Genomic DNA, 14804 nt, shown 5'->3' with positions numbered 1-14804 from the left:
TGTGCTAGCCTTTATATCTACTTGAAACCTTTACCTATCTCCAACTATACTATTCAACTGCTTTTGCAACTCACATCTGAATAAGCAACACCAACATTATTATAAGCGCCAATGCGATAGCAATAAGTACTACCTTGTTTTACTTTTTCATCTAAATAAGTCGTTTTATCCATCTCTAAGGCAGTTAGTAATATAAAATCGCCACTTTCACTGGTACTTCTTTCAATCAAAAAACCTTCTTCATTATCGGCTAGATCTTCCCAATGTACTTCAATGGAAATATAGTCTGGCAGCAAATCAATTGCATTATTAGTGCGACCACCTACTTCAGAACCATCAACTTGCTTTTCAATACCTAATTCTGCCTTAGCCAACGCTTCGGCATTTTCCTCATCAACATCTACCGCACAACCTGCTAATGGCAGTAAGATCATTAAAGCAAACAATTTACACCATTTTATTTTTTTCATCATTATCTTCATCACTTTTACACAATACCTTTATAGAGCCATTTATATACAATTAAGACCAAACTAAACGATCAATTAATTTCCAGTACCTATGGACCCTATAGATGACAAAAGATTCAATGAAAAACAAAAAACATCAAAATTAGGATTAAAAACTCACTTAAAAAAACAACATTAAACAAAAAAATCAACAACTTAAAATTAAAAATATAAATGTAAACAACACATTTAAATCAAACAATTATATTTAGCATGGTTAATATATTGAAATATAAAGAGTTCTAAAATTAATTAAATTATTTTGCATTTAAACTAAAAATAATTGCTTATTACCAGCCACCTAATGCTTTATAACGATTAACCATGTAATAAAATAGTTCTGCGGTGACTTCAGTATCATAGAGAGCAGAATGTGCTTCTTTATTATTATAATCAACTCCCGCCTCTGCACAGGCTTTAGCCAATACTGTTTGACCTAATGTTAATCCAGCCATGCTCGCGGTATCAAATGAAGCAAAAGGATGAAAAGGGACACGCTTCAGTTTACAACGGTCGGTTGCTTTATTAATAAAGCCTTGGTCGAATGAGGCATTATGAGCAACAATAATGGCACGATTACAATCGTTCAATTTTTGATATTTACGCACTTTTTTAAAAATCTCGGTTAATGCCTCACGCTCATCAACAGCGTTACGTAAAGGATTAAAAGGGTCTATTCCTGTAAAGCTAAGCGCCTTAGGATCTAATTCAGCGCCTTCAAATGGCATTACATGGAAATGAATTTTATCCACGCTATTTAAGTACCCTTGCTCATCCATTTCAGGAAAAATGGCCGCGATTTCTAAAATCGCATGACAATGAGGATCTAATCCTGATGTTTCAATATCAATTATAACTGGGTAATACCCTCTGAAACGCGCTGCTAATTGGTTATCCATTTCATCTCACTATTAAATAAAGTCTGAGGATTATGCCAGAAAGTGGTAAAAATCGCATAATTTTACTAAAGATATTTATCCCTCTGCCGATATATGAAGCAGTGTTTAAAAATATCGAGCAACTATGAAAAATATTACAATAAAAAATATTTATCCTTTACTACTAATGATGACAGCTATGCCAGCGCTTTCTGCTAATAAGCAGTACAATGCAGGTTTGGATAATTCTAACTGGTATTTGAGTAGTTCATCACCGATACAGTGCACTCTTGAACACCCTATTCCTCGTTATGGTCAGGCTAACTTTGTGGTCAAAGCGAGTAAAAAAATCAATTTAGATTTCAAGCTAGACAGTCGACGAGCAATGCCAACCTCTGAAGTTGTGCAATTAAAATCCGTGCCTCCACAATGGCGACCAGGTGCGGCGCCTGAACTAATTGATACGGTCACATTCCATCAACAGTTTGATGGTTACGTGACCAGACAAAGTGCATGGCGCATGCTAAATGAACTTGAAAGAGGTCAATACCCAACCTTTTATTTTCATGATTGGTACAACAATAATCAGATGGTTAGTGTCGGACTCTCTTCAATCAATTTTAATAAAAGTTATGATGACTTTAATAATTGTATCTCACGTTTATTACCCTACAATTTTGATGATATTTCTTACAGTATTTTACACTATAAAAAAGATGGCTCATTATTAACGCAATTTTCTAAAAAACGCCTAAAAATGATTGGTGATTACATAAAGCACGATGAAACGATCAATGTTATTTTGGTGTCGGGTTACTCTGATAGTTACGGTGAAATTAATGCCAATAGAGTGTTATCTGAAAAAAGAGCCAACTCGATAAAAGAATATTTATCGGAAATAGGATTTAATAACGATAAAATTAAAGTCTCTGGTTTTGGTGAAAAACACCATATTGCCGATAATAGAAGCGTACTTGGCAGAGAACAAAATAGACGAGTGGTTATTTCAATTGAGAAAGAAGAGATATAACGCGTATTTGATCATGATGCTTCACTATTTATATAAATCACTTTATCAAGCAGCTTGTCGATATCAAATAATATAGATTGAGTGAGTTCTGTTGTGTCCTTGACCAGTATCGATAAATCAGGGATTTTTTGTAAGCTACATATAAGCACAATATTGCTGTAATCTGTAAATTCAACCAAAGCTATATGAGGAAATTGTTTTTTAATTGCCGACAAAGCATTGAATAACTCTTGATTTGTATCTGCTTGAATATTGATCATCAGTACAGCTTGCTCAGTGGTTATATTCGCAATCTGCTCATAAAAGTTAGAGGAAAATAAAAAGTCAGGGCTTTTTTCGCCGATAAACAAATCACAAATTACCACATCATAAACCTCAGTAGTCTGATCTATATATTGCTCCGCTTTTTGACAAAAAACCTTCACTTGCTTGGGTAAATTAAAGTAACTTGTCGCCATATCAATAATTGATTGTGAAGCCTCAACGGCGGTCAATGTTAAATTTGGTATGGTAACTAATGCACGCTCTAAAGCAGCGCCCCCCAACCCTAAATTTAAAATTGAAAGTGGCGTTTTTTTAAAGAGTAAAAATAGCAGTAATGACCGAGAAACTGGCGTTAGAATTTTCGTCGAAAGATGTTTATTCATCACCGATTGTATAGAGAAACCTCCGTATTCAAACCATCTTAATTGATCAGTTTCTTTAACAACTAATAACACCCCATCAATCATTTTTTGTTCAACAACAAAAGAACCTTCCATTGGTAAAGCTTCTCTATTCATGACAGCTTAATTCCTAGATGAAGTAGATAAAAGAAGAACTAGCATTACTATCAAGTAAAAGAAATACTGCCCAAATGCGGGTTATTAATAGTAACTTCGAGTGTAGAAATAGTATCCAACACGATATAACTTTCAACACTATCAATGTTCATTTTAATGCACTCTTCTCTGCCACTATTACGTCCAGTATCAATGGCAACTCCTTCAAGTATTTTTCCTGTTTTTAACCTAATTTTGATCGGGTAATGGTACATGCATACTATTTCAATGGTGTCGTAATGTTCGCAACTTATCATGCTACTTGTCCTTTTATACGGAAAGTGACTTGTACATACTATAATTAGTCAGTTCTATACCCTCACGCATTACTTTGTTTTCAGCCTCAACCTCAAAAGAAAATTTTTCAAAAAAGGGTTTAGCGACAAGCGATGCATGGACGGTTAAACGTTTTAGACCGGCTTCAACAGCAACAATACAAATATACCGTAATAATGAAGATGCGACGCCTCTTCTTTGCATAGTAGGTGCAACGTAGAGACAGCCAATGTATCCCTTTGAATCTAATTCAATAAATCCAGCTATTTTATTATCGATAAGGAATAAGTATGGTTTGCTAATCAACAAGCGCTCTTTCCATTTATTATTATCAATGATACCCGCAGTCCAAGCCTTTCTTTGTGCTTGTGAGTAAAGATCTTCTTGTATCGCATGTACTGCAGCATATAAAACATCAACCACTTCAGCAGAATATTGCGGAGTATATTCGACTATTTTCATATATCCTCGTTGCTGTAACACTACATGCCAGCTTTATTTAATATCTCACATATAAAAAGTTGTTTATAAATTTTTGTCTGTATTACCATATGGATACTTTATATGGCCGTATCTAATGACTAGTATGGCTAATACGATAATCAGAATAGATGCAGATAACCCTAACATTCTTATAGTGTCCAAATTTTTCATATCTAAAATCATATATCGCGCTAATGCAACGACGGTGATATAGAGTGGCATACGTACAGGTAGACGGCCTGATTTCAAGTACAAACTCACCATCGCAAAAACTTCTAAATAAATAAACAGAAGAACTAAATTCGACAATGTCACCTCTCCATTAGATATCACTAACCAGACTTCATTCGCCATGGCAACCACGGTTAATAATGCAATAACGAAAACCCAATATGCTCGACTAAGGATAACGCTCTATATCCTGCTTTCTTAACCTTTAACAGTGGAATACTCCTTGAAACGAATTGTAATAATGAAGTGGTCTATTCTATTCTTGAATTCAGCTTAGATACAACTGAATTCAACTGATAAATGCATGTCCTTATTTGTCAGATTAAGCATTACTGATTTTTGAACCTAGTAATACACTATTGCTTATTTTATAGCTGATTGCTTTTATCGGAGATGGTTGTCTATGGTTAACTTTAGTACGTGTTTCATTTTTTCTGTCGCTAATTGTTCAGTATGTAAAATATAATGAATTTACAAGCTTGCCACTCTATTTCTGCCTTGCTGTTTTGCATTATATAATGCCTGATCCGCTCTATTTATTAACGTATCAATTGTATCTTCGGCTTTAAAGCTTGCGACACCAAAACTTCCAGTTATATGATTGACCGTTTTAAACTGATTATTTTCAACTGCCTCTCTTAGTTTTTCTGCTAGTTTTAACGCACCATTTAAATCAGTTTCGTTACAGATAATCAAAAACTCTTCTCCTCCCCACCTGCCTACAGTATCAATAACACGCGCATTATTTTTTAAAATAGAAGCCATTTCAACTAAGCATTGATCACCAACCAGATGTCCAAAATTATCATTAACTTTTTTATAATGGTCGATATCAAACATAATAATACTCAATGGGTGTGCAAAACGTTTTGATTGCTCTATTTGTAAATCAAGCACTGAATCAAGTTCCAATCTATTGATTAAATTGGTTAGTGCGTCTGTTTTCGCTAATGTTAGTGCTTTCTCTTCCAATTTTTTTTGGTAAGTAATATCCGTCGAAATACCTAATATACCGATAATGAGGTTAGGTAATGTTTCTGAATAGAGAGGTGTTTTCACTTCAAGGTAAACTTTCTTATCAGCACTATCTTCATTGATAGTAATTTCTTCTCTAGTTTCCTGACCAGACAAAACCTTCAAGTCTATTTCTCTTAACTTTTCTACTATTTCAGGGGAAAATAATTGTTGATCTCGAATTAAATGCAAATCTTCAGCTGCACATTTAAATAAGTCCAGAGTGTATTTATTAGCGTAAATATATTTTGATTCAGTATCTTTTATATAAACAAATGACTGCAGATTATCTAACGCAGCATGCAGCCCTCTAAGTTTATTAAGGTGATTTGATATCATGAACAATCCTTTGGCTCGTTTTTATGAATGACATATAATTGTATTTTTTGAATATGGATACTGCACTATAAGATATTAGTAAATTGACTCGATAAGGCATTAAAGAGGCAATAAAGTTTCATTCACTTAAGGACAACTGATATTTTGCTATTTAATATGTGTTTGCTTGAGGCTGTAATAAAACCGGTGTCGCTTTATCTCAAAGAGCAATAAGCCACTGTAAAACACATGAAAGACAACATATGCTCGGTAAACGTAACCTTTTACAAGGTCTAAAAAGCGAGATTAACCAGTAATATATATTTACAGGGTCTTTGCCTTCATTAAGTATGCGTATAAGTACTCGTTAGCTGCCTAACATTTGTCTAACTTTGTCTAACAGCATCCACATGGCGGCTTGCTTATTTAACTATCTTAAAAAATGAAGGGCTAAAATTTATACCATAAATCGTTAATCTAAAAGGAAAAAATACATATATTAGGTTTTTATATTATAACCGCTTATTATTCCATCAACCTGTTAAACCTGTAAGTAAACTTTGCAATTAATGCTTACACACCCATAAAGACATATAGACAGCTTGATAGTTAAATTGCCAAAAATTCCTTAACAATCAATTTAAAATGACATTACACTTTGTTATCTTAATAAAGTGACAAAATACTTATAGCTGCAATAGATACCCGTTACCATTCAACATGCAAAGTTCAGCAAGTTGTGAGGTGAGTAGCTTCTAGGCAGGAAGTTGAAGATCTAACTAGTTCAATCAATACTTTCTAACAACGAAGATGCTTGCCTCACAACTTGCCCTGTGGGTCGTTAGCTCGAAAAGCAATTCGGCGTTGCAACATTCGATAAGACTAGCCATTGTCATCATGTTACGCCTTGCCTTGCTGTCCAAGCTAACGACTGAATAAAGCATCTCGATTGATAACGGGAATAGGTAGGCAATGGTTACTTTTAAATAAGTTACTTTCAAATAATTTTAATTATGACTTTAAGGAAAAAATATGCTTTCTGGTGTATGTATTGGTACCAATGACTTAGTAACTTCGGGTGCTTTTTATGATCAAGTATTAGCCACAATTGGAATGACTTGTATCGTATCTGATGAGCAAGAAAGAGGTTATGCGGGTAAAGATGGCAAAGTGACATTCTTCTTAATCTTACCGTTTAATAAACAACAGGCGACATTTGGTAATGGCACACAAGTCATGTTTTCTGCTCCAGATCCTGAGTCAGTAAGGGCTTTCCATGCGGCGGTATTAAAATGTGGTGGTAGCGATGAAGGGTTACCCGGACCACGAGATTATCATCCAGATTATTATGGCGCCTATGCTCGTGATCTTGATGGCAACAAATTGAATATATCAGTGGTTTTTTGAATCAAAAATAATCAGTAAATGTTAATAAAAGTGCACTACAAGGCACTTAAACGCATTCACTGGCATGAATTAATGCAGGAACTTCTTCAAGGGGTACAGGTTTTGAAAAGTAATACCCCTGTGCATAATCACAACCTAATTCTATCAACAGGTCCAATTGTTGCTGGGTTTCTACTCCTTCTGCTAGTACTGCTACTTTTAATATTTTTCCGAGTTTGATGATATGTTTTACAAAGTTTTTATCCAATTGTGTATGGCAAACTTTATCGATCAAACTACGGTCTAGTTTCAATTTATCAATCGATAAATAAAAATTTCGAATCAAGCTTAATGATGAATAACCTGTCCCAAAGTCATCAATGGAAATGTACATCCCTAACTCTTTAATCTGTAACATATTAGCCGAAAGCATGCTGGCATTAGTGATAGAACTCGTTTCGGTTATTTCTAATTCAAGCAAGTGCGTTGGACAACCAGTTTGATCGAGAATAACTTTTATACGTTCAATAAATGTACTCATTTCCATTGTTTTAAAGGACACATTAATCGCAATACGTGGCACTACAATAGCGCCTATTTTCCATTTAACTAATTGCCTACAAACTTTCTCAAAAACCCAAAGATCAAATTCGAAGTGCAACCCAATGTCTTCGGTAATAGCAACAAAAATATCAGGAGCAACGTACCCTAATAATTCGTCATACCAACGAGATAGCGCTTCAAAACCAATCAGTTTATTAGTTTTGATATCATATTGAGGTTGGTAATGTAGCTGTATTTTATCTTGGGCTATTGCCAAGGGTAATGCATCGGTAATTAACTTTTTATTTAATAATTCATCGGTCGGCACAGGGGGCGCAATATAATATTTATTAACACTGTATCTTCTGGCTTTTTGTTTTTCGGTTTCTGCAGCTATCTGCATAGAATGGTAGCAATCATATTCAAACCCCGGTGAACTAACTCCTATACTAAAAGGTTTATTTATTTCAATGTCAGCTGAAATAGCGATAGGTTTAATTAAATCTGAGCAGAGGTGCTTGCAAATCAACTCTATTTTATTCATTAATTGCTGTGAGGATAAGTTGTTATGATCTTCTATTAAAATAGCAAATTTTGCATTTGAATAGCGAATAACAAAGCCAAAATCTTTGGCTGATTGTTGTAACCGCTTACCTAACATCACTAAATATTGGTCACCTACCAAATAATCATAACGGTAATTAATCGTCGAAAAATTATCGACTTCAATAATAATCAACACCATCTCTTTCAAGGTGAGGCACTTGTTATTGGTTAAATAATTGATTCTGGAAGTTAACGCCCACCCGTTAGGTAACTCAGAGATTGGATCAATTGATTTATTTTTTGCGATGCAAAAATGTAATGTGAAAGTATTATTACCTTGAGCGACACAGTGTAATTTAACAGCGACAACATAATGTAAATGATTAAACATCCCAGCGGTAGTAAATAGCCCCTCTTCCGTTGCAATCGCCGCAATACATAATGTTTGTAAATTAGTAAATTCACTATTTTCTGAAAGCACCAGTTTATTTTCTATAGGCATATGCTTTAGTTGTTGAGTAGTGAAACCAAATAGCTCAGTAAAAGCCTCGTTACAATCCATAATAGTACCATTATGAATGGTTAACGCCGCTAATAATGTTTTTCGATTATTTGTCATAGTACAACTCACCAACTTTTTAATAATTACAGACTTTATACTAAGCCTTTAGATAATTTTGTATTAATTATATCAGACAATGACTACTAATAATTAGTGACCATCAACCTTTATTCATCATTATTATTTGATAATACAAAGACTTTTTATGCCAGATAAATTGCTGCACAGTGTAGTCATCAAATTAAAAACTAGCAATGTCATCGTTAAAATATAAATAGTAACAGTTTCTAAATTTTGCAAACGCTGTGAGCTAGATTTAATAAATATAGTTTCCTTTTCTTAAGCAGACTTACCACTTTTTTAAAGCATGACGTGTTTCGCGTTTAATCTGTTATATAGCTCCGTAAAGATAACTGTTAATATCAACTACAACCATAACAAGTAACTTTAAAAGGAATAGATATGGATGCATTTGTATCCGAGCAAATCGACAACAGCACTTTAAGGTCCCATCCGTGGACTCATATGGTAGAAAATAAACAGTTTATTTATATCGATTTTAAAAAAAGGCCTGATTTGATTCGAACTACATTAGAAGATCTTATTCCTTTTAAGAAGTGGGCATTTACAGAAACGTTTTATTCGTTAATTGAGTGGATAAACAGTACAAAATCCTTACTGGAAAGTAATGATTGCACATTTACTGATGTTGAGAATAACCCCGATCAGCAATATCCCTTTGCAAAAAAATGCAGCGGCCGCTTGATGATTTTATTTCGCGACTTGCCAGAAAATTGTCAGCAAAAAAGTATTCAATGGTTAGTAAATAATCTATTAATTCAGGTTTCAAGCATAAAACCTGGATTTAAAGCCGGCGCAATATGCTTATCAACATCACCGACTTGCTATTTATCATTAGGGGACGGTCTAGATAGCGGAGGCATGGGTTATCAAGTGACATTAAACTTCCTCGCTTATGGAAAAAATGAACGTCGTTGTTATGAAAACATGCAGCAAGTATTAGAGACGGCACATAGTAGCCTACAGCGAATCAATAAAAGCATCTTAAATGGCGATGTGAATGCACTTTATAACTAGCTAAAACAATATTTTATGGCGTCTCTAATAAATGAAAGCATTTAGAAAGTAACGTTAATTAATTAGGCACATTTATTGACGTTAAATATTTCACTTCCTCCATCACCACATAAGTTTTTGAATTTTTTATATCGGGTAATAATAGTAAGGTTTCTGTAAGGACTTTACGATATGCTGACATATCCGCGACACGTGTTTTTAATAAATAATCAAAATCACCGGACACTAAGTGACATTCTAAAATAGAGTCGAGTTGTGTTGCAGCCTTATTAAAGCGTTCAAAAACATCCGGGCTAGATCGTTTTAATGTCAGCTCGATATAAACAAGTAACGATGAATCTAAGTACTGAGGGTCTAACAACGCAGTATAAGACTTGATAACCCCTTGCTTTTCTAATCTTTTCACCCTTTCCAAACAAGGCGTAGCACTTAGACCTACTTTTTGAGAAAGCTCCACATTAGAGATCCTGCCATTTTTCTGTAATTCTCGTAATATATTACGATCAACCCTATCTAGTGACATCAACCACACCTTTGCTATTAAATAGTTTTATTCTCTTATTAAGAATACTTTAAAAGGATTATATTCATATAAGTAGTGAATATAACTTTTTTCAATTGTTTATACTATTTCTATCAAATATTTATTTGTAGTCGCCTAACAATCAACTTCATTAACATTGAAAGGAAAAAATTATGCATATCGGTGTACCTAAGGAAATTAAAAATCATGAATATCGTGTTGGTATGGTGCCAGCGAGTGTGCGTGAGTTAGTGCAAAATGGCCATACTGTCACTGTTGAAAAAAATGCCGGTAACGGGATTGGCTTCACTGATCAAGATTACATTGCAGCAGGCGCAAGCATTGAAGATCAAGCGAATACTATTTTTGCCAAGGCTAATATGATTGTTAAGGTGAAAGAACCTCAAGCCATTGAGCGTGCAATGTTACGTGAAGGACAAATTCTATTTACTTATTTACATCTCGCACCTGACCTACCACAGACCCAGGACTTAATCGATTCAAAAGCAGTATGTATCGCCTATGAAACAGTCACTGATACAAAAGGTGGTTTACCTCTCTTAGCACCGATGTCAGAAGTAGCTGGACGTATGGCGATCCAAGCTGGGGCACAATCCTTAGAAAAATCAAATCAAGGAAGTGGTATGTTGTTAGGCGGCGTACCAAGCGTTGCCCCTGCAAAAGTAGTGATTATTGGTGGTGGTATGGTGGGTAATAATGCCGCTCAAATGGCAGTCGGCTTAGGTGCAGACGTGACTATTTTAGACCGTAATATTAATACACTACGTAATTTAGATATTCAATTTGGCAGCAGAGTTAAGGTTCTCTATTCAACAACAGATGTACTGGAGGCCGAAGTATTAGCCGCGGACCTTGTTATTGGTGCGGTATTAATTCCAGGGGCCGCTGCACCTAAACTAGTAACACGAGAGCATATCGCTAAAATGAAACCAGGCTCAGCTATTGTCGATGTAGCGATTGACCAAGGTGGATGTTTCGAAACCTCACATGCAACAACTCATCAAGATCCTACTTTCATTGTTGATGAAGTGGTTCACTATTGTGTTGCCAACATGCCAGGTGCAGTTGCCCGTACTTCAACGTTTGCACTCAATAATGCAACCCTGCCATACATTATTAAACTAGCCAACTTAGGTTATAAAGGTGCATTACAAAATGATCAGGGTTTATTAGCAGGGCTAAATGTCATTAATGGTCAATTAACCTATGAAAGTGTAGCCATAGCCCACCAGCTACACTATGTTTCAGCTGCAACAGCGCTGGCAGTTTAGGTAGCGTTATGAGAATAGCATTAAAGCTCCTTGCGCTATTGATAAGCATCGAGGGGCTTTATGCTAACGACTTAAACCGTCTAAACTAAGCGGACACAGTGATTTTTGCCCTTAGTCGGCTTTACTGGGGCTATCTAAAAGTGGAATACTTAATCTTAAGCGTTGGCTATTTCGAATAAAATTACTTCCTAATTCAACCGCTTCGCGACCTTCTTTGATATATGCTTGTGCTTCAGTTTGTCGCTGTTTAGATTTTTCTACCATCGCGTTACCTTTTTTTACATCATCAATGGCATCTTCCCATTTCTCACCAATAAAGATTAATCTATCTGCTTCAAACTCAATTTCTTTAGGACTAGTAGAATCACCAATACGCGTTGCTTCTAGTTGATAATCTTGTCTGGCTTTAAGGATCGCATCGCTACTCAATTGAATCAATTCCTCACCTTTTCGAAACTCTTGGCGAGATTGTTCCAGCAGTTTTTCCCCTTTAATAATTAATTTTTCTCCCTTATTGGATTGTTTTTTACCTTGCTCCCACATGGCATCGGGATCATGAGCATAATCATCAAGGTTAGGCACATTTGAACAAGCGGCTAATAAGAAAGTCGTAAAAGTAAGTATTAATATTTGCTTCATCATAAGTTTCCTCTGTTTAAAAGTTAATGCAGTCATACATGCTGCATGTATAGTAGTTACACTGTTACTTAGCAATAAATAATAGACTCCATAGTTAATTATTTTTTAAGTAATTGCTGCCAGTATCGTCAGTACAAAAACAATCTTACTTGAGCATCAATTTCTTGAGGTAATACTTATTCCATTAAGCATGTGAACAAATATCGTCCAGAAAAAATTGATGAATTCAAGACAAAAATTGCTGTTCTTTTTTCCAAAATTTCTAGTGCAGAAATGATCTATTTGAAGCAACTAGACTAATCTGCTTTTTAGTGGAGTAGGTATATAACAAGCCCACTTAAAAATCGATATGGCTATCCATACGAACATAAATAAAGTTCATTTATAACCACAATCGCGTAAACGTTTGTAAACGGTGTTACGGCTAACACCTAATTCCAAAGCAGTTTTAGAGATATTACAACTCAAAGACTGATATAAATTAACAATATCTCTATCATCACCTTCAAGTTTAATCGATTCATCTGGCTCACTACTTACCGCTGCATTATCAACCATTAATGCGGTGACATTATCATTAAGTTGATCTTCCATATCGGCAAAAAAGTCATCGGGTAAGTATTGTAAATCAATGGCTTCATCCTCTGACATTGCTTGAGCAATCTGAATCACACTCACCAGTTGTCTGATGTTACCCGGCCAAGGATGCTGACAAAAGCGCTGCATAGTGCGTTCAGTGATCAAGGCCTGTTTTTTATTTTCAGCATAATAATTGAGCAAAAATTGAATCAGAGCACGACGGTCAGTGCGATCTCGTAGAGCGGGTAATTCAATATTTAATCCACTGACTCGGTAATATAAATCTTGTCTAAAAGTACCGGCTTTTACCGCCTCTTTTAAATTACAATTAGTTGCTGAAACTAGTTTGAAGTCAACGGGATATGATTCAGTACTGCCTAGTGGGTTGACCCGCCTTTCTTGTAATACCCTTAATAATCTCGCTTGGACATTAAGTGGCATGTCACCAATCTCATCTAAGAATAACGTACCTTTATCAGCTTTACGTATTAGACCGATATAGCCTTTATTATTCGACCCTGTAAAAGCGCCTTTTTCATAACCAAATAATTCCGACTCGACTAAGTCCTGTGGAATAGAAGCGCAATTTACCGTGATCATATTATGTTTATGGCGCAGGCTTGAATAATGCAAAGCCTTCACAAACACTTCTTTCCCTACTCCAGTCTCTCCACGGATCAAAATAGGAATATCTTTATCTACAATTTTTTTACTTTGTAAAATAGCCTTTGCTAGGGTTGGATCACCTAAATTAAGCTCATCTAGTTCAAATTTATGTTGCTCAGAAACATGCAACTTATGATGGTCTGGCGCTAAACTTCTAAAGTCTAAAACTCGCGGTGCAACTTGCTGAGGTTTATGTAAAACACCATGCATTCGACACTGTTTTTTAGTCATCAACGGCACTTGAAAATCTTCCGGTTGATTTAATAACTGACTAATATTTATTTCAAAAATGTCTGTAATATTAACCAATTTCAAATCACTACAAAGTACTAATTCAGCACGACGATTAGCAGAAATAATCAGCCCAGTTTCGTCAAATACAATGAGTGCAGACCACTGACTATCTATATTCTCTGCACTTGTATTAATACGTAAAATATAATGATTATTTTTAAAGTGCGAGATGATCAGCTGGTTTTCTATCGCTTGCGACATGATTTTAACCATGCCTAAGGTATGCCATTCAGGTAAATAGGTATCACTTGAAATATCGATGACGCCTAACATTTCTCTGTCTACACCATAAATAGGAGCGGCAGACCCCGTCATAAAACGATTCGCAATTAAAAAGTGCTCGTCATGATTAATCTGCACAATGCTACCTGTTTCTAAAGCGGTACCAATAGCATTGGTGCCTAAAGACAACTCCTGCCAATTTGCCCCCGGCCTAAACAACGCTTTATGTTGGGGTTTAAAACGTTGTTCACCCCAACTTTTAATAATGCTGCCATGCCCATCTGCTAGCATGACCTGACTATTACTGTTAGCCAATAAATTTTCATAAAACGGCAGCACTTCATAGTGTGTAGTTTCAAGCAATAGATGATGCTGCTCAAGCGATGAAGATAATTCGCCTCTGTCTAAATGCTCAACATCTGGATCTGAATTATGTGATAACCCAGACTCACGACAACGTTGCCACGAGTTTGCAATTAGTGCTTCATGTTCAATAAATTCAGCTGCAGCTCGTGTCATAGCATTACCTTTTACATTATATGAATGGCATACCTGTATAGAGAATAAAAAATGTAGGTACCAAAATTTTCAGGAAGCACAGTATGATTACAAATTTTTACAAAGACAGATTTTCGATCACATAAATATAACAAACAGGAAGGTAAAGCTGCATTTTGCGATGGCAGACATTATTCAGGAGCCCTTCTCTATTTATCCTAAATACTCATCACTGTACGCCTACACTTAAATTATCAATTAAAAACAATAACTTAAAAATAAAAAATTCCAGTTTCATAATATATTGATCTTTCCTCAAAATAATAACCATGCGTCATTAAGGGCGATTTAGATATTAAACGACCTAGATCACTTAATAGTGTTAACAATTTGTTC

15 protein-coding genes are annotated in these 14804 nt (G+C 35.3%); 4 read left to right on the top strand and 11 right to left on the bottom strand.

Going from position 1 to position 14804, the window contains the following annotated elements:
• Window positions 1-53: 53 nt before the first annotated feature.
• Complete coding sequence (locus MT391_RS03855) at window positions 54-473, bottom strand: fibronectin type III domain-containing protein (protein ID WP_166370322.1); 420 nt, start codon at window positions 471-473, stop codon at window positions 54-56.
• A 326-nt stretch (window positions 474-799) separates the two neighbouring features.
• Window positions 800-1408, bottom strand: coding sequence for a ribonuclease T (gene rnt / locus MT391_RS03850; protein ID WP_166370324.1), 609 nt, complete (start codon window positions 1406-1408; stop codon window positions 800-802).
• A gap of 124 nt (window positions 1409-1532) precedes the next feature.
• Between rnt and MT391_RS03845 the strand changes: the two genes are divergently transcribed.
• Window positions 1533-2417 carry a flagellar protein MotY gene (locus MT391_RS03845; protein ID WP_499496979.1) on the top strand — a complete coding sequence of 295 codons (885 nt, stop codon included), beginning with the start codon at window positions 1533-1535 and terminating at the stop codon, window positions 2415-2417.
• An 11-nt stretch (window positions 2418-2428) separates the two neighbouring features.
• Here MT391_RS03845 and MT391_RS03840 read toward each other — a convergent pair whose 3' ends face one another.
• The 5 genes from MT391_RS03840 to MT391_RS03820 form a co-directional block, all read right to left on the bottom strand.
• The gene (locus MT391_RS03840; RefSeq protein WP_299659468.1) at window positions 2429-3199 is read right to left on the bottom strand and encodes a spermidine synthase; all 771 of its coding nucleotides are present in this window, start codon (window positions 3197-3199) and stop codon (window positions 2429-2431) included.
• A gap of 50 nt (window positions 3200-3249) precedes the next feature.
• Complete coding sequence (locus MT391_RS03835) at window positions 3250-3495, bottom strand: Rho-binding antiterminator (protein ID WP_299659465.1); 246 nt, start codon at window positions 3493-3495, stop codon at window positions 3250-3252.
• Window positions 3496-3508: 13 nt separating this feature from the next.
• A complete protein-coding gene (locus MT391_RS03830) occupies window positions 3509-3976 on the bottom strand; it encodes a GNAT family N-acetyltransferase (RefSeq protein ID WP_499496978.1) in 468 nt (155 codons plus the stop codon).
• Window positions 3977-4039: 63 nt separating this feature from the next.
• Entirely contained in the window at window positions 4040-4405 is a 366-nt protein-coding gene (locus MT391_RS03825) for a phosphate-starvation-inducible protein PsiE (RefSeq protein ID WP_499497047.1), read from the bottom strand.
• Between the two features lie 294 nt (window positions 4406-4699).
• A complete protein-coding gene (locus MT391_RS03820; protein ID WP_499440443.1) occupies window positions 4700-5581 on the bottom strand; it encodes a sensor domain-containing diguanylate cyclase in 882 nt (293 codons plus the stop codon).
• Window positions 5582-6592: 1011 nt separating this feature from the next.
• Here MT391_RS03820 and MT391_RS03815 point away from each other — a divergent pair.
• A complete protein-coding gene (locus tag MT391_RS03815; protein ID WP_166370336.1) occupies window positions 6593-6967 on the top strand; it encodes a VOC family protein in 375 nt (124 codons plus the stop codon).
• Window positions 6968-7013: 46 nt separating this feature from the next.
• Here the strand turns inward: MT391_RS03815 and MT391_RS03810 are convergent, their stop codons facing one another.
• On the bottom strand, window positions 7014-8654 hold the full coding sequence (locus tag MT391_RS03810; protein WP_499496977.1) for a putative bifunctional diguanylate cyclase/phosphodiesterase: 1641 nt from the start codon (window positions 8652-8654) through the stop codon (window positions 7014-7016).
• Window positions 8655-9059: 405 nt separating this feature from the next.
• Here MT391_RS03810 and MT391_RS03805 point away from each other — a divergent pair, with 405 nt between their 5' ends.
• Window positions 9060-9695 carry a hypothetical protein gene (locus MT391_RS03805; protein ID WP_499496976.1) on the top strand — a complete coding sequence of 212 codons (636 nt, stop codon included), beginning with the start codon at window positions 9060-9062 and terminating at the stop codon, window positions 9693-9695.
• 58 nt (window positions 9696-9753) lie between these two features.
• On the opposite strand, the gene lrp is transcribed toward MT391_RS03805, so the two are convergent.
• Window positions 9754-10218, bottom strand: a complete 465-nt coding sequence (lrp, locus tag MT391_RS03800) for a leucine-responsive transcriptional regulator Lrp (RefSeq protein ID WP_166370342.1) — start codon at window positions 10216-10218, stop codon at window positions 9754-9756.
• A gap of 173 nt (window positions 10219-10391) precedes the next feature.
• Here lrp and ald point away from each other — a divergent pair, with 173 nt between their 5' ends.
• On the top strand, window positions 10392-11510 hold the full coding sequence (ald, locus tag MT391_RS03795) for an alanine dehydrogenase (protein WP_499496975.1): 1119 nt from the start codon (window positions 10392-10394) through the stop codon (window positions 11508-11510).
• 111 nt (window positions 11511-11621) lie between these two features.
• Here the strand turns inward: ald and MT391_RS03790 are convergent, their stop codons facing one another.
• Window positions 11622-12152 (bottom strand): hypothetical protein, encoded by a 531-nt coding sequence (locus tag MT391_RS03790; protein WP_499496974.1) that lies wholly within the window; start codon window positions 12150-12152, stop codon window positions 11622-11624.
• A 375-nt stretch (window positions 12153-12527) separates the two neighbouring features.
• Window positions 12528-14429 (bottom strand): sigma-54-dependent Fis family transcriptional regulator, encoded by a 1902-nt coding sequence (locus MT391_RS03785; protein WP_499496973.1) that lies wholly within the window; start codon window positions 14427-14429, stop codon window positions 12528-12530.
• Window positions 14430-14804 lie beyond the last annotated feature (375 nt).

This window comes from Vibrio sp. 1-Bac 57 (assembly GCF_037546855.1).
Taxonomy (GTDB): Bacteria; Pseudomonadota; Gammaproteobacteria; order Enterobacterales; family Psychromonadaceae; genus Psychromonas.
Note: the sequence above shows the minus strand (reverse complement) of the source record. Positions and strands in the feature narration are given on the sequence as shown.